A 16111-nucleotide genomic window follows, 5' to 3' on the forward strand; every position below is an offset into this window, starting at 1 on the left:
GGACAGCCATTCACAGCCGGCCATTGCCGGTCAGTCATCCACAGGCGGTTATCCACAGGGGTGGTGGGTCGGCTCCGGCGTTGGCACAGTGGTGGGCATGCGGGGGTGGTGGCAGGACCTCACCGACCTGGTGCTGCCGGCCGAGTGCGGAGGCTGCGGGAGGCCTCGCACGGTGCTCTGCCCTGAGTGCCGTGCGGCTCTGAGCGGGGTCGCGCCGAGCCGGGTGCGACCGGTGCCGGAACCGTCCGGGCTGCCCGTGGTGCACGCGGCCGCCCGGTACTCCGACGAGGTACGGGCCGTGTTGCTGGCCCACAAGGAACGGGGTGCGCTGGCCCTGGCGGCACCGCTGGGCGCGGCTTTGGCAGGGGCCGTGCGGGCGGGGTTGCGGCAGGGGGCGCGGGATGGGCTCGACCCGGTGACGGACCGGGCTGGGGCGCACCTCTTCGACGGCGTGCGACGGGGCGGGACCGGGAGCCTCGCCGAGCCCTTGCTGCTCGTCCCCGTGCCGTCCGCGCGGGCCGCCGTACGGGCGCGGGGGCATGATCCGGCCAAGCGGATCGCGCTGGCCGCGGCGGGCGAGTTGCGGCGGGGCGGGCTTGCGGCGCGGGTGGTCGGGGTGGTGCGGCAGGGGCGGAGCGTGGCCGATCAGGCCGGGCTCAACTCCCGTCAGCGGCTGGAGAATCTGGCCGGTGCACTCGCCGTGGCGCCGGGCGGGGCACGGCTGCTGCGGGCGGGACACGTCGTGCTCGTGGACGACCTGATGACGACCGGGGCCTCGCTCGCCGAGGCGGCGCGGGCCGTGCGGGCCGCGCTGGCCGTGCCGGCGGGGGACCGGGGGACGTGGGGCAGAAGCGCGGGCGCGTACGGGCGTGGTCCGGGGCCTGTTTCGTACGACGAAGGGGCAACGGCCGTGTATACGGCGGTGACTCGGGAAAGCAGAGGGGAACGGCGGTCCGGATCACGGGAGGTCGAGGCCGGTCGGCGGCCCGTCGGGCCGGGAGCGGCGGGCTCGGACCGCGCCGGTGACCCGGTCCGCGCGGCTGTGGTCGCGGCGTCGCCTGACTCTTTCGAAATAAACCGGAACTGACCGCGAACTTGCATCGTTGCAGGTTATGACAGGGCCTATTCACCTGAACGGAGGTACGCCGCAGTAGAGGGTGACGACATCCGTCCGGGCGAGATATGTTCGGTTGTGAGAGAAAGGCGCAGGCCACACCTCTCATACGCGAATACCGTGCTGCGGGTTTTCCACAAACACCCGCGTCGGTGGAGTGGAGATCTTGCCCGCGGGGGAGGAGGTGGAAGTCACCGAGTCCGAGGTTCCGGAGCACCGGAGCCTGGTGCAAAAGGGAGATGCTCCGCAGCGAGGCGGAGTGATCCGGGAACGGAGTTCTGCGTGGACATCGTCGTCAAGGGCCGCAAGACCGAGGTGCCCGAGCGGTTCCGGAAGCACGTGGCCGAGAAGCTGAAGCTGGAGAAGATCCAGAAGCTCGATGGCAAGGTGATCAGCCTCGACGTCGAGGTGTCCAAGGAGCCCAACCCCCGACAGGCCGACCGTTGCGACCGAGTGGAGATCACGCTCCGCTCCCGCGGTCCGGTGATCCGGGCGGAGGCAGCGGCCAGCGATCCGTACGCGGCGCTCGACCTGGCGGCGGAGAAGCTGGATGCCCGGCTGCGCAAGCAGCACGACAAGCGGTTCTCGCGCCGTGGCGCGCGCAGGATCTCGGCCGCCGAGGTCCCCGACCACGTCCCGGACGCGGCGACGCTCAACGGGAACGGCCACCCGGTCCACGAGGAAGAGCCGGACGGCGTCCCCACCAAGAAGATCGGCTCGCTGGAGGTCAAGGGCGAAGGCCCCCTCATCGTCCGCGAGAAGACCCACGTCGCCTCCCCGATGAGCCTCGACCAGGCCCTCTACGAGATGGAACTGGTCGGACACGACTTCTATCTGTTCGTCGACTCCGAGACCAAGGAACCGAGTGTCGTCTACCGGCGGCACGCCTACGACTACGGCGTCATCCACCTCAGCACGGACCCGATGGTCGCCCAGGCGCAGTCTCCCGCGCCCGGCGGCACGCTGGGCGGCTGACCCACGCGACTGACAGCTGAACCGGTGCCCCTGGAGCGCCTGTGCGCCCCCAGGGGCACCGGTGTGCGACCACTTCGAGCCCCGCTCTGTCACCGCGTTGTCGCCCGGGCATGGAATCATGGCCGCAATGGCCCAACCGATGGGCCGTTGCCTTGGGTTGGCGTTGGCACAGCACTTGAGGCCACAGCCTTCAGGGGGAGGAACGATGGCGGACAGCTTCGGACCGATGCATGACGAGGATGCCGACGGCGGCGTCGTCGGCATGGGGCCGGACGCGGGCCCCTCACGCAAGGAGCCGATCAGAGTCCTTGTCGTGGACGACCACGCCCTCTTCCGCCGTGGCCTGGAGATCGTGCTCGCGGCCGAGGAGGACATCCAGGTCGTCGGCGAGGCCGGGGACGGCGCCGAGGCCGTCGACAAGGCCGCCGACCTGCTGCCCGACATCGTTCTGATGGATGTGCGGATGCCCAAGCGGGGCGGGATCGAGGCATGCACCTCCATCAAGGAGGTCGCCCCCAGCGCCAAGATCATCATGTTGACGATCAGCGACGAGGAAGCCGACCTCTACGACGCGATCAAGGCGGGCGCGACCGGTTATCTCCTCAAGGAGATCTCCACCGACGAGGTGGCCACCGCAATTCGCGCCGTCGCCGACGGTCAGTCGCAGATCAGCCCGTCGATGGCGTCGAAACTCCTCACCGAGTTCAAGTCGATGATCCAGCGCACCGACGAGCGCCGACTGGTGCCGGCCCCGCGGCTGACCGACCGCGAGCTGGAAGTCCTCAAACTCGTCGCCACGGGAATGAACAACCGGGACATCGCCAAGGAGTTGTTCATCTCCGAGAACACCGTGAAGAACCATGTGCGCAACATCCTGGAGAAGCTGCAGCTGCACTCCAGGATGGAGGCCGTGGTCTACGCGATGCGGGAGAAGATCCTCGAGATCCGCTGAGTCCGGTCAGCGCAGGGCGGCGACAAGGGCCCGCGTCACCTCCTTGGTGAGCGGCTCGTGCAGCTCCGGCGCGTCCACGCGCTCCACGCGTACGCTCGTGCAGTTCACCCAGCTCGCCGCCTCCACCAGCGCCTCCGCCACCGCGGGCACGGCCTTGGCGATGTCCAGGGTGACCTGCCTGGCCACCAGGGTGGCGCCCTCACGCGCCGGGTCCACGCGGCCCACCAGGCGGCCGCCGGCGAGGACCGGCATCGCGAAGTAGCCGTAGACCCGCTTTGGCTTGGGCACGTAGGCCTCCAGGCGGTGGGTGAAGCCGAAGATCCGCTCCGTGCGCGCCCGCTCCCAGATCAGGGAGTCGAACGGGGACAGCAGGGTGGTGCGGTGACGGCCGCGCGGCGGGGTCCCAAGAGCCTCCGGGTCGGCCCAGGCGGGCTTGCCCCACCCCTCGACCGTGACCGGGACCAGACCCGAGTCGGCGATCACCGCGTCGACCTGCTCCGTCCTGAGCCGGTGGTAGTCGGCGATGTCCGCGCGCGTGCCGACACCGAGGGACTGGCCCGCGAGACGGACCAGACGGCGCAGGCACTCCGTGTCGTCCAGCTCGTCGTGCAGCAGCGCCTCGGGGATGGCGCGCTCGGCGAGGTCGTACACCCGCTTCCAGCCGCGGCGCTGGACGCACACCACCTCGCCGTACATCAGCGCGCGCTCCACGGCGACCTTCGCGCCGGACCAGTCCCACCACTCGCTGGTGCGCTTGGCGCCGCCCAACTCCGTGGCCGTGAGAGGGCCTTCGGTGCGCAGCTGTTTGATGACCTGGTCGTAGGCGCCGTCGGGGAGTTCGTGGTTCCAGTGCGGGCGGTTGCGGTAGGCGCGGCGGCGGAAGGCGAAGTGCGGCCACTCCTCGACGGGGAGGATGCACGCGGCGTGGGACCAGTACTCGAAGGCGTGGGGCTCGCCCGTCGACGTGGTGTTCCAGTACGCGTCCTCGACGGTCCTGCGGCCCACACTGCCCAGGCGGGCGTACGGGATGAGCTCGTGGGAGCGGGCCAGGACCGAGATCGTGTCCAGCTGGACCGCGCCCAGGTGGCGGAGGACGCCGCGGGCACCGCCCTTGCGGTCGGGAGCGCCCAGGAACCCCTGGGCGCGCAGGGCGATACGGCGGGCCTCGTCCGCCGAGAGGTCGCTGGGGCGCGGAGTCGTCATGGTCCGCACGATAGGGGGCGGCACTGACAATCGGCGTCGAGCTGCGAGTTCGTGGCCGGGAGGGCCATGGCGGGGAGGGAAGGGGGCTACTGCGCCGACGGGACCGGCGCCGGCAGGTACGGCGCTGTGGACGGCAGTCCCAGGTCCGACGGCAGCAGGGCGCCCACCCAGGAGTCCCGGCGCACGCCTCCATGGATGATCGCGGCGCGCAGGACCCCCTCCATGACGAAACCCGCGCGCTCCGCCACCGCCCGGGAAGCGTGGTTGCCGACCTCGGCCCGCCATTCCACCCGGTCGATCGACAGATCGGTGAAGGCCCAGCGGGAGATCCTCTCGGTCGCCTCGGTGACATAGCCGCGACCGCGGTGCTCCTTGGCGCACCAGAAGCCGATCTCGGCCGTGCTCAGAGAGCGCATCATCAGGTCCAGCATGCCCACCAGCACCTCCCCCTCGGGGAGGAAGAGACCGAACGTGAGCATCGAGCCGCTCGCCCAGCCGCCCGGCGCGATCTGCTCGGTGAAGCTGCGCGCGTGCTCCGGGAGATAGGGCGAGGGAATCATCGTCCAGCGCTGGATCTCGGGGTCCTGGGCGGCGGCGTGCACCGCGTCGGTGTCCTGGGAGCCGACCGGGCGCAGGAGAAGACGGTCGGTGTGGAGGGTCACGGGGTCCATCGGCCGATTCTGCTCGGAGGCCGCGCGCAGGCGCCATGTTTTTGCCGTGCGTGAGCGGGTGATCACAATTCGCGCAATTCGTCGGCGTGATCCGGCACCATCCGTGAGGGCCGCCCGTTGTGCCCTTTGAAGAAGATTTGAAACGGTGTGCAAAGCAGTGGGCGGTCGTCGTCACGGCAGGCCTCCCGGCCCGGGCAGGTCCTCGCATACGATGGCCGTTGCTCAGTAAGTCAAATGGAAACCGACCGTCCCAGGCCCGACCGGCAAGGAGACCAACCCCCGTGTCCGTCCTCTCGAAGATCATGCGTGCAGGCGAAGGCAAGATCCTGCGCAAGCTGCACCGCATTGCGGACCAGGTCAACTCCATCGAAGAGGACTTCGAAGGCCTCTCCGACGCCGAGCTGCGGGCCCTCACCGATGAGTACAAGCAGCGCTACGAAGACGGCGAGAGCCTGGACGACCTGCTCCCCGAGGCGTTCGCCACGGTCCGTGAGGCCGCCAAGCGCGTCCTCGGCCAGCGCCATTACGACGTGCAGATCATGGGCGGCGCGGCCCTGCACCTCGGCTATGTCGCCGAGATGAAGACCGGTGAGGGCAAGACGCTCGTCGGCACCCTGCCCGCTTATCTGAACGCGCTGTCCGGCAACGGCGTCCACCTCATCACGGTCAACGACTACCTGGCCGAGCGCGACTCCGAGATGATGGGCCGCGTCCACAAGTTCCTGGGCCTCGAAGTCGGCTGCATCCTCGCCAACATGACGCCGGCCCAGCGCCGCGAGCAGTACGCGTGCGACATCACCTACGGCACGAACAACGAGTTCGGCTTCGACTACCTCCGCGACAACATGGCGTGGGCCAAGGACGAGCTGGTCCAGCGCGGCCACAACTTCGCGATCGTCGACGAGGTCGACTCCATCCTCGTCGACGAGGCCCGTACGCCGCTGATCATCTCCGGCCCGGCCGACCAGGCCACCAAGTGGTACGGCGACTTCGCCAAGCTGGTCCTGCGCCTGAAGAAGGGCGAGGCGGGCAACCCCCTCAAGGGCGTCGAGGAGACCGGCGACTACGACGTCGACGAGAAGAAGCGCACCGTCGCCATCCACGAGTCCGGTGTCAGCAAGGTCGAGGACTGGCTGGGCATCGACAACCTCTACGAGTCGGTGAACACGCCTCTGGTGGGCTACCTGAACAACGCCATCAAGGCCAAGGAGCTCTTCAAGAAGGACAAGGACTACGTCGTCATCGACGGCGAGGTCATGATCGTCGACGAGCACACCGGCCGTATCCTCGCCGGCCGCCGCTACAACGAGGGCATGCACCAGGCGATCGAGGCGAAGGAAGGGGTGGACATCAAGGACGAGAACCAGACGCTCGCCACGATCACCCTCCAGAACTTCTTCCGCCTGTACAAGCGGCACGACCAGAACGGCAAGGAACTGCCCGGCCTGTCCGGCATGACCGGTACGGCGATGACCGAGGCCGCCGAGTTCCACCAGATCTACAAGCTGGGCGTCGTCCCGATCCCGACCAACAGGCCGATGATCCGCAAGGACCAGTCGGACCTGATCTACCGCACCGAGGTCGCGAAGTTCGAGGCGGTCGTCGACGACATCGTCGAGAAGCACGAGAAGGGCCAGCCGATCCTCGTCGGTACGACGTCGGTCGAGAAGTCCGAGTACCTCTCCCAGCAGCTGAGCAAGCGAGGCGTCCAGCACGAGGTGCTGAACGCCAAGCAGCACGACCGTGAGGCGATCATCGTCGCCCAGGCCGGCCGCAAGGGCGCCGTCACCGTCGCCACCAACATGGCCGGCCGTGGCACCGACATCAAGCTCGGCGGCAACCCCGACGACCTCGCCGAGGCGGAGCTGCGCCAGCGCGGCCTCGACCCCGAGGAGCACATCGAGGAGTGGGCCGCGGCGCTGCCGGCCGCCCTGGAGCGGGCAGAGAAGGCCGTGAAGGCGGAGTTCGAGGAGGTCAAGGAGCTCGGTGGGCTCTACGTCCTCGGCACCGAGCGGCACGAGTCGCGCCGTATCGACAACCAGCTGCGCGGTCGTAGCGGTCGTCAGGGCGACCCGGGCGAGTCCCGCTTCTACCTCTCCCTCGGGGACGACCTGATGCGCCTGTTCAAGGCCCAGATGGTCGAGCGCGTCATGTCGATGGCGAACGTCCCGGACGATGTGCCGATCGAGAACAAGATGGTCACGCGCGCGATCGCGTCCGCGCAGTCGCAGGTCGAGCAGCAGAACTTCGAGACCCGTAAGAACGTCCTGAAGTACGACGAGGTCCTCAACCGCCAGCGTGAGGTCATCTACGGCGAGCGGCGCCGGGTCCTGGAGGGCGAGGATCTGCAGGAGCAGATCGGCCACTTCATGGACGACACGATCGACGCCTACGTCGGCGCCGAGACCGCCGAGGGCTTCGCCGAGGACTGGGACCTGGACCGGCTGTGGGGCGCCTTCAAGCAGCTCTACCCGGTGCGGGTCACCGTCGAGGAGCTGGAGGAGGCGGCCGGCGACCGGGCGGGCCTCACCGCCGAGTTCATCTCCGAGTCCATCAAGGACGACATCCGCGAGCAGTACGAGGCGCGGGAGACGCAGCTCGGCTCCGAGATCATGCGTGAGCTGGAGCGCCGGGTCGTCCTGTCGGTCCTGGACCGCAAGTGGCGCGAGCACCTCTACGAGATGGACTACCTCCAGGAGGGCATCGGTCTGCGCGCGATGGCGCAGAAGGACCCGCTGGTCGAGTACCAGCGTGAGGGCTTCGACATGTTCACCGCGATGATGGAGGGCATCAAGGAGGAGTCCGTCGGCTATCTGTTCAACCTGGAGGTCCAGGTCGAGCAGCAGGTCGAGGAGGTCCCGGTCGAGGACGCCGAGCCGGTCGACATGGAGAAGCAGGACGTCGTTCCCGCGCAGGCCGGTGCCCGTCCGGAGATCCGCGCCAAGGGCCTGGACGCCCCGCAGCGCCGCAACCTCCACTTCTCCGCACCCACCGTGGACGGCGAGGGCGGCACCATCGAGGGTGACTTCGTCGGCGACGACGAGCCGGTCCGCTCCGAGGCCGACGGCCTCACCCGCGCGGAGCGCCGCAAGCAGTCGCGGGGCGGGCGCCGCCGTAAGAAGTAAGCGGGCCGTGTGCGGCACGTGACGGTGCCGGCGGCGCCGTAGCGGCTTGAAGGGCCGGGTCACCTCAGGGGGCCCGGCCCTTCGGCGTGTGTGCGGGGCCCGGTGGTGCGGGGGCCGGCCGTCAGTCGTCCGTCGGGCGGGGCGGGCGGATGCCGCCCAGCTCCACCGCCGTGCAGCGCCAGCGCAGGTCGGGGCCCTGCTCCAGACGGAAGGCCATGGCGCGCACCTGGCTGCCGGCGCCGATACGGGCGAAGGCCTCGATGGCGCCGGGGCGCGGGACGCAGTAGCCGATGTCGCGGACGACGGGACGGGTGCCGCGGGCGCGCAGGAGCCCCCGTTCGGCGAGCCAGGCCAGCTCGTCGTAGGCGCGGCCCGCGGTGTGCCGGAGCATCCAGTGGACGGGGCGCTCGCCGCTCAGCACGGCGAGGAGACGGTCGGCGAAGAGACCGGTGGGGTGCGGCTGCGGAAGGGCTGCGGGGACGGCCTGGGCGGGGACCCTGGGGAGCGCGGCGTGGCGGGTGCCTGTGCCTGGGTGGACGGCGGGGTGGGCGCCCGAGCTCGGAAGGGAAGCGGGGCGGATGGCGCCGGGCAGCGCGTCCGGTGAGTTCGGGACGGTGGTGGCGGGGGCGAAGGGCGCGCCCGTCCGGGCCGGGGAGACGTGGTTGTGGTCGGCGGCGGGGCTCGTGGTGGGGGCCGTGCGCGTGGCCATGCCCTTGGGGGAGGAGGACGTACCACTCGTGGCCGTCCCGGCGGGGCCCGGACCTCGGCCCAGACCCCGGCCGAGGTCCGTCCCGAGGCGCGGTCCGCGGTCGGGTCCGGACGCCGGGCGGTTGTCCGTGGGCCTCGTGTGGGAGGCGCTGCCCGCGCCCCGTGAGCCGGGCGGGCGGCCGCCTCCCGGTGCCGTGCGGGTCGGGGTGCCGCCCGGAGTGCGGGGCGGGTTGCCGCCGGGACGGCGCGAGTCGTTGCGGGTCGGCGGGCGGGTGCCGGACCGGTGCTGCGCTGACCTCGACATGACGTACATGGGAGTCCCCGTTCTGCCGGCCCGGCCGATACCGGGCGGTAACTTCGCCTTGGGGATCTTGTACGGGGCATCGGGCGACGGCTGCAAGGAAGGCGAGGTCCGCGTCGGGGCGGTCGGAGGGTTCACCTATCAGGGTGATGGGGAGGGGCGGGGGCCCGTACGCGCAAGGGGGGTGCGGGTGAATCGCGGGCCGGAAGGTGACGGGTCCGACGGGGTTGGCGGGGACTCGAAAGGGGACCCCCGCACGTATCCTGAAGGCCCGCCGGACTGCCGATCAGCCCGCCGGGCCCAGCCCTCCGACCACGAAAGCGGCCAGCCATGCGCGTCTACGTCCCCCTGACCCTCCCCGGGCTCGCCGAGGCGTACAAGACGGGTGAGTTGGGGAGCGGGTCGTTCGTCGCCTACGCCGTCACGCCCGCGCTGCGCGAGTGGTATCTCTCCGACGACATCGAGGAGTTGGAGTACGCGGCACTGAACCGCGCCGCCCTCGCCTCGCTGCGTCTGCTGGCCGCCGATGCCGAGGCCCCGCGCCGCCGGGTGGTGGTGGCCGTGGACGTGGCCGACGGCGCCGCGTCCGCCGACCCCGACCGGGGACTGGACCCGGCCGCGCTCGGCGAGGTGCGGGTCAAGGGCACCGTGGCGCTGGCCAAGGCGGCCGCCGTCCATGTCGATCTCGGTGACGCGGAGGCGGACGTGGCCGCGGCGGCCGAGGCGCTGGAGGCCGCCGACCGCGGGGACGACGACGCCCAGTTCGTGGTGGACGGGGCCGAGGATCACGAACTGCTCTGGTACGCCACGCAGGAGATCCCGAACCTGGTGGGGCTCGGCGACTGATGTCGCTCGCTGACCTGCGGTTCTCTTGATTGTCAGTGGCGGCGGGTACGTTTTTGGCATGGGGAAGCAAGCAGGAGCGCACATTGTGTGGGACTGGAACGGGACGCTGTTCCACGACAATGACGCGATCATCGGGGCGACGAACGCGGCGTTCGGCGAGCTGGGGCTCGAGCCGATCACGATGGAGCAGTACCGGGCGCTGTACTGCGTACCGGTGCCGAAGTTCTACGAGCGGCTGCTGGGACGGCTGCCGACGGACGCCGAGTGGGAGGTCATGGACGTGACCTTCCACCGGTACTACGCCGAGCACCGGGTCGGCTGCCGGCTCACCGACGGGGCGGCCGAGCTGCTCGCCGGGTGGCGGTCGGCGGGGTGCAGCCAGTCGATCCTCAGCATGTACGTGCATGACGAACTCGTGCCGCTGGTGCGCGGGTTCGGGATAGAGGCGCACTTCATACGGGTCGACGGGCGGGTCGGGCCGTCCGGGGGCAGCAAGGCGGAGCACATGGTGCGCCACCTCGCCTCGCTCAACGGTGTGGACCCGGCTCGTACGGTGGTGATAGGCGACGCGGCCGACGACGCGGTGGCGGCGCTGCACGCGGGGGCGCGGGCCGTGCTCTACACCGGGGGTTCGCACGGCCGGGCCAGCCTGGAGGAGGCAGGGGTGCCGGTGGTCGACACCCTGGCGGAAGCGGTCGCGGAGGCGGAACGACTGGCGGCCTGACCGACCTGCCCGGCAGGGGGCCGGGGCAGATCCGGGCGACAGGAAGTGTGCCGAATACGCCCTCGACGCGTACTTCGCCCCTGTGCAGAACGTCAAAGTTCTACCCCTGGTTTTGTACACATACGGCTCATGACGGGCCCCCTGTAGAGAGCGATAGCCTTGTGGCGTGATCAGCGCGATAGTTCGCGGGGGCACTGTCGCCCCTGCCCTGCGCCCGGCGAGCACGGAACATCTCCGTGACCGGGCGGCGGTCGCTGGTCCTCGCGGGCGGGACGGGATCGCAAGGGTCCCCAGGACGCCGTACACACTCCCGGATCAGGCGACGCAGAGATCAGCGTCACACCCTGCGGGCGCGTCGAAAATGGCTGATAACCCACCGCTCATCTCACCTTGCGGCATAGCGTCGGAGCAGACCGGAGAACCCGGGCCGTGGCGACGAGCCGCAGGGGAAGAGACCGTACTTCCTTCTACGTCACGCAACGGCGCGCGACAGGAGCCAGAGGACAATGCAGACCAAGCTGGACGAAGCCAAGGCCGAGCTGCTGGAGAGGGCCGCTCGGGTAGCTGAGAACAGCCCGGTCGGGGGGCACCTACCGACCGGGACGACGGACGGGAGCACTCCTGACCGGGAGACCGTGCTCGCGTTCCTCCAGCGCTACTACCTGCACACCGCCCCGGAGGACCTCAGCGGCCGTGACCCGGTCGATGTCTTCGGAGCCGCGCTGTCGCACTACCGGCTGGCCGAGAACCGCCCCCAGGGCACGGCCAGTATCAGAGTGCACACGCCGACCGTCGAGGAGAACGGGTGGATGTGCAGCCACTCGGTCGTGGAGGTCGTCACCGACGACATGCCCTTCCTCGTGGACTCCGTGACGAACGAGCTGACCCGGCAGGGGCGCGGCATCCACGTCGTGATCCACCCGCAGATCACCGTGCGCCGCGATGTGACCGGCAAACTGATCGAGGTGCTGCCCGCGCAGACGGGCGGCGAGCCGGCGCACGACGCCCATGTCGAGTCGTGGATCCATGTCGAGATCGACCGTGAGACCGACCGCGGTGATCTGAAGCAGATCACCGCCGATCTGCTGCGCGTCCTGTCCGACGTCCGCGAGGCCGTCGAGGACTGGGACAAGATGCGGGACGCGGCCGTCCGCATGGCCGACGAGCTGCCCACCGAGCCGACCGCGGGCGATCTGCCCTCCCATGACGTGGAGGAGGCCCGCGAGCTGCTGCGCTGGCTGGCCGCCGACCACTTCACCTTCCTCGGCTACCGCGAGTACCGCCTGCGTGACGACGACTCGCTGGCCGCCGTCCCCGGCACCGGCCTCGGCATCCTGCGCTCCGACCCGCACCACGCCGGCGACGAGGGCCACCCGGTCAGCCCGTCCTTCGAGCGGCTGCCCGCCGACGCCCGCGCCAAGGCCCGTGAGCACAAGCTCCTCGTGCTGACCAAGGCGAACAGCCGGGCCACCGTGCACCGGCCGTCGTACCTGGACTACATCGGCGTCAAGAAGTTCGACGAGCAGGGCAACGTCGTCGGTGAGCGCCGCTTCCTCGGGCTGTTCTCCTCCGCCGCCTACACCGAGTCGGTGCGCCGGGTTCCCGTCATCCGCCGCAAGGTCGACGAGGTCCTGGAGCGCGCCGGGTTCTCGCCCAACAGCCATGACGGGCGCGACCTGCTGCAGATCCTGGAGACGTACCCGCGCGACGAGCTCTTCCAGACGCCCGCCGACGAGCTGGAGTCCATCGCCACCTCCGTGCTGTACCTGCAGGAGCGCAGGCGGCTCAGGCTCTACCTGCGCCAGGACGAGTACGGCCGCTACTACTCGGCCCTCGTGTACCTGCCCCGCGACCGCTACACCACCGGTGTCCGCCTCAGGATCATCGACATCCTGAAGGAGGAACTCGACGGCATCAGCGTCGACTTCACGGCCTGGAACACCGAGTCGATCCTCTCCCGGCTGCACTTCGTGGTCCGTGTCCCGCAGGGCACCGAGCTGCCGCAGCTGTCCGACGCCGACAAGGAGCGCATCGAGGCGCGCCTGGTGGAGGCCGCCCGCTCCTGGGCCGACGGTTTCGCGGAGGCGCTGAACGCGGAGTGCGGCGAGGAGCGCGCCGCCGAACTGCTGCGCCGCTACGCCAACGCCTTCCAGGAGGGCTACAAGGCCGACCACACCCCGCGTGCCGCGGTCGCCGACCTCATCCACCTGGAACAGCTCAGCGACGCCCAGGAGAAGAGCGGCAAGGACTTCGCCCTCAGCCTCTACGAGCCGGTCGGCGCCGCCCCCGGGGAGCGCCGCTTCAAGATCTACCGCAAGGGTGCCGCCGTCTCCCTGTCCGCGGTGCTGCCGGTGCTCAGCCGCCTCGGCGTCGAGGTCACGGACGAGCGGCCGTACGAGCTGCGCTGCGCGGACCGGACCACCGCCTGGATCTACGACTTCGGTCTGCGCCTGCCCCAGGCGCAGAACGGCGACTACCTCGGTGACGACGCCCGTGAGCGCGTCCAGGACGCCTTCGCCGCCACCTGGACCGGCAAGGCGGAGAACGACGGCTTCAACGCGCTGGTGCTCAGCGCCGGTCTGACCTGGCGTCAGGCGATGGTGCTGCGGGCGTACGCCAAGTACCTGCGGCAGGCGGGCTCCACGTTCTCGCAGGACTACATGGAGGACACCCTCCGCAACAACGTCCACACCACCCGGCTGCTCGTCTCCCTGTTCGAGGCGCGGATGTCGCCGGACCGGCAGCGGGCCGGGCTCGAGATCATCGACGCCCTGCTCGAAGAGGTCGACGCGGCCCTCGACCAGGTGGCCTCGCTCGACGAGGACCGTATCCTGCGGTCCTTCCTGACCGTCATCAAGGCGACGCTGCGGACGAACTTCTTCCAGGAGGCGGAGGGCGGCAAGCCGCACGAGTACGTCTCCATGAAGTTCGACCCGCAGGCGATCCCCGATCTGCCCGCGCCGCGTCCGGCGTTCGAGATCTGGGTCTACTCGCCGCGCGTCGAGGGCGTGCACCTGCGCTTCGGCAAGGTCGCGCGCGGCGGTCTGCGCTGGTCCGACCGGCGTGAGGACTTCCGTACCGAGATCCTCGGCCTGGTGAAGGCGCAGATGGTGAAGAACACCGTCATCGTGCCGGTCGGCGCCAAGGGCGGCTTCGTCGCCAAGCAGCTGCCGGACCCGAGCGTGGACCGGGACGCCTGGCTGGCCGAGGGCATCGCCAGCTACAAGACGTTCATCTCGGCGCTGCTCGACATCACCGACAACATGGTCGCCGGCGAGGTCGTGCCCCCGGCCGACGTGGTCCGCCACGACGAGGACGACACCTACCTGGTCGTCGCCGCCGACAAGGGCACCGCGACCTTCTCCGACATCGCCAACGGGGTCGCCGAGAACTACAACTTCTGGCTCGGCGACGCCTTCGCCTCCGGTGGCTCGGCCGGCTACGACCACAAGGGCATGGGCATCACCGCCCGCGGCGCCTGGGAGTCCGTCAAGCGGCACTTCCGCGAACTCGGCGTGGACACCCAGTCCGAGGACTTCACGGTCGTCGGCATCGGCGACATGTCCGGTGACGTGTTCGGCAACGGCATGCTGCTGTCCGAGCACATCCGTCTGGTCGCCGCCTTCGACCACCGGCACATCTTCATCGACCCGAACCCGGTCGCGGACACCTCGTACGCGGAGCGCCGGCGCGTCTTCGAGCTCCCGCGCTCCAGCTGGGCCGACTACGACACCGGGCTCATCTCCACCGGCGGCGGCGTCTTCCCCCGTACCGCCAAGGCGATCCAGCTCAACTCGCACATCCGCGAGGCCCTCGGGATCGAGGGCAAGGTCTCCAAGATGACGCCGGCCGACCTGATGAAGGCCATCCTCCAGGCGCCGGTGGACCTGCTGTGGAACGGCGGCATCGGTACGTACGTCAAGGCCTCCACGGAGTCCCACGCGGACGTCGGCGACAAGGCCAACGACGCGATCCGCGTCGACGGCGCCGACCTGCGCGTCCGGGTCGTCGGCGAGGGCGGCAACCTCGGTCTGACCCAGCTCGGCCGGATCGAGTTCGCACTGCACGGCGGCAAGATCAACACCGACGCCATCGACAACAGCGCGGGCGTGGACACCTCCGACCACGAGGTGAACATCAAGATCCTGCTCAACGGACTGGTCGCGGACGGCGATCTGACCGTCAAGCAGCGCAACAAGGTTCTCGCAGAGATGACCGACGAGGTCGGCCACCTGGTCCTGCGCAACAACTACGCGCAGAACACGGCGATCGCCAACGCGCTGACCCAGTCCAAGGACATGCTCCACGCCCAGCAGCGCTTCATGAAGCACCTGGTGCGCGAGGGCCACCTCGACCGTGCGCTGGAGTTCCTGCCGACCGACCGGCAGATCCGTGAACGCCTCGCGCAGGGCCAGGGCCTGACCGGCCCGGAGACGGCCGTCCTGATGGCGTACACGAAGATCACGGTCTCCGACGAGCTGCTGCACACCTCGCTCCCGGACGACCCGTATCTGCGCGGTCTGCTGCACGCGTACTTCCCGACGGCGCTGCGCGATCAGTTCCCGCAGTACATGGACAACCACCCGCTGCGCCGCGAGATCGTCACGACGGTCCTGGTCAACGACACGGTCAACACGGGTGGTACGACGTATCTGCACCGTCTGCGCGAGGAGACCGGGGCCTCCCTGGAGGAGATCGTGCGGGCGCAGACCGCGGCGCGCGCGATCTTCCGCTCGGCGCCGGTGTGGGACGCGGTGGAGGCCCTGGACAACCAGGTCGAGGCCGCCGTGCAGACCCGTATCCGTCTGCACTCGCGGCGGCTGGTCGAGCGCGGCACACGCTGGCTGCTCAACAACCGGCCGCAGCCGCTTCAGCTGGCCGAGACGGTCGACTTCTTCGCCGAGCGCGTCGAGCAGGTCTGGCAGCAGCTGACCAAGCTGCTGCGCGGCGCGGACCTCGAGTGGTGGCAGCAGATCTACGACGAGCTGACCGGCGCCGGCGTCCCGGACGAGATCGCCACGCGCGTGGCCGGGTTCTCCTCCGCCTTCCCGGCGCTGGACATCGTGTCGGTGGCCGACCGCATGGGCAAGGAGCCGCTGGACGTCGCCGAGGTCTACTACGACCTCGCCGACCGGCTGCGGATCACCCAGCTCATGGACCGCATCATCGAGCTGCCCCGCGCCGACCGCTGGCAGTCCATGGCCCGCGCCTCCATCCGTGAGGACCTGTACGCGGCCCACTCGGCCCTGACCGCGGACGTCCTCGCGGTCGGCAACGGCACCTCGACCCCCGAGCAGCGCTTCAAGGCCTGGGAGGACAGGAACGCGCCGATCCTGGGCCGGGCGCGCACGACCCTGGAGGAGATCCAGAGCTCGGAGACGTTCGACCTCGCCAACCTGTCGGTGGCGATGCGGACGATGCGCACCCTGCTGCGGCAGCATTCGTAGGCACTACGACGACGAGGGCGCCCCGGGCCGACCGGCCCGGGGCGC

10 protein-coding genes are annotated in these 16111 nt (G+C 69.9%); 7 read left to right on the forward strand and 3 right to left on the reverse strand.

Annotated elements, in window-relative coordinates; translation table 11 throughout:
- Window positions 1-97 precede the first annotated feature (97 nt).
- From ABZT17_RS13870 to ABZT17_RS13880, 3 genes are all read left to right on the forward strand, one after another.
- On the forward strand, window positions 98-1087 hold the full coding sequence (locus tag ABZT17_RS13870; protein ID WP_356347899.1) for a ComF family protein: 990 nt from the start codon (window positions 98-100) through the stop codon (window positions 1085-1087).
- 309 nt (window positions 1088-1396) lie between these two features.
- Entirely contained in the window at window positions 1397-2089 is a 693-nt protein-coding gene (raiA, locus tag ABZT17_RS13875) for a ribosome-associated translation inhibitor RaiA (RefSeq protein ID WP_356347901.1), read from the forward strand.
- Between the two features lie 205 nt (window positions 2090-2294).
- On the forward strand, window positions 2295-3041 hold the full coding sequence (locus ABZT17_RS13880) for a response regulator transcription factor (RefSeq protein ID WP_356347904.1): 747 nt from the start codon (window positions 2295-2297) through the stop codon (window positions 3039-3041).
- 6 nt (window positions 3042-3047) lie between these two features.
- On the opposite strand, the gene ABZT17_RS13885 is transcribed toward ABZT17_RS13880, so the two are convergent.
- Both ABZT17_RS13885 and ABZT17_RS13890 read right to left on the reverse strand, forming a co-directional pair.
- On the reverse strand, window positions 3048-4244 hold the full coding sequence (locus ABZT17_RS13885; protein ID WP_356347906.1) for a crosslink repair DNA glycosylase YcaQ family protein: 1197 nt from the start codon (window positions 4242-4244) through the stop codon (window positions 3048-3050).
- 86 nt (window positions 4245-4330) lie between these two features.
- Window positions 4331-4915: a GNAT family N-acetyltransferase gene (locus tag ABZT17_RS13890; protein WP_356347909.1), complete on the reverse strand. Its 585-nt coding sequence runs from the start codon at window positions 4913-4915 to the stop codon at window positions 4331-4333.
- A gap of 281 nt (window positions 4916-5196) precedes the next feature.
- Here ABZT17_RS13890 and secA point away from each other — a divergent pair, with 281 nt between their 5' ends.
- Window positions 5197-8040 (forward strand): preprotein translocase subunit SecA, encoded by a 2844-nt coding sequence (gene secA, locus ABZT17_RS13895; RefSeq protein ID WP_356347911.1) that lies wholly within the window; start codon window positions 5197-5199, stop codon window positions 8038-8040.
- 121 nt (window positions 8041-8161) lie between these two features.
- Here secA and ABZT17_RS13900 read toward each other — a convergent pair whose 3' ends face one another.
- On the reverse strand, window positions 8162-9052 hold the full coding sequence (locus ABZT17_RS13900) for an Rv3235 family protein (protein WP_356347914.1): 891 nt from the start codon (window positions 9050-9052) through the stop codon (window positions 8162-8164).
- A gap of 327 nt (window positions 9053-9379) precedes the next feature.
- Here ABZT17_RS13900 and ABZT17_RS13905 point away from each other — a divergent pair, with 327 nt between their 5' ends.
- The 3 genes from ABZT17_RS13905 (at window position 9380) to ABZT17_RS13915 (ending at window position 16066) form a co-directional block, all read left to right on the forward strand.
- Window positions 9380-9895: a hypothetical protein gene (locus ABZT17_RS13905; RefSeq protein WP_356347916.1), complete on the forward strand. Its 516-nt coding sequence runs from the start codon at window positions 9380-9382 to the stop codon at window positions 9893-9895.
- A 58-nt stretch (window positions 9896-9953) separates the two neighbouring features.
- Window positions 9954-10619: an HAD family hydrolase gene (locus tag ABZT17_RS13910; RefSeq protein WP_356347919.1), complete on the forward strand. Its 666-nt coding sequence runs from the start codon at window positions 9954-9956 to the stop codon at window positions 10617-10619.
- 506 nt (window positions 10620-11125) lie between these two features.
- Entirely contained in the window at window positions 11126-16066 is a 4941-nt protein-coding gene (locus ABZT17_RS13915; protein WP_356347922.1) for an NAD-glutamate dehydrogenase, read from the forward strand.
- Window positions 16067-16111: the final 45 nt, after the last annotated feature.

The sequence above is a fragment of the Streptomyces sp. NPDC005648 genome, from assembly GCF_040605395.1.
Taxonomy (GTDB): Bacteria; Actinomycetota; Actinomycetes; order Streptomycetales; family Streptomycetaceae; genus Streptomyces.

Excerpts from the sequence above, each read along its gene's own strand:
- ABZT17_RS13870 (WP_356347899.1), top strand. The coding sequence starts at position 98 with ATGCGGGGGTGGTGGCAGGACCTCACCGACCTGGTGCTGCCGGCCGAG.
- ABZT17_RS13880 (WP_356347904.1), top strand. The coding sequence starts at position 2,295 with ATGGCGGACAGCTTCGGACCGATGCATGACGAGGATGCCGACGGCGGC.
- ABZT17_RS13885 (WP_356347906.1), bottom strand. The coding sequence starts at position 4,244 with ATGACGACTCCGCGCCCCAGCGACCTCTCGGCGGACGAGGCCCGCCGT.
- ABZT17_RS13890 (WP_356347909.1), bottom strand. The coding sequence starts at position 4,915 with ATGGACCCCGTGACCCTCCACACCGACCGTCTTCTCCTGCGCCCGGTC.
- ABZT17_RS13900 (WP_356347914.1), bottom strand. The coding sequence starts at position 9,052 with ATGTCGAGGTCAGCGCAGCACCGGTCCGGCACCCGCCCGCCGACCCGC.
- ABZT17_RS13905 (WP_356347916.1), top strand. The coding sequence starts at position 9,380 with ATGCGCGTCTACGTCCCCCTGACCCTCCCCGGGCTCGCCGAGGCGTAC.
- ABZT17_RS13910 (WP_356347919.1), top strand. The coding sequence starts at position 9,954 with ATGGGGAAGCAAGCAGGAGCGCACATTGTGTGGGACTGGAACGGGACG.
- ABZT17_RS13915 (WP_356347922.1), top strand. The coding sequence starts at position 11,126 with ATGCAGACCAAGCTGGACGAAGCCAAGGCCGAGCTGCTGGAGAGGGCC.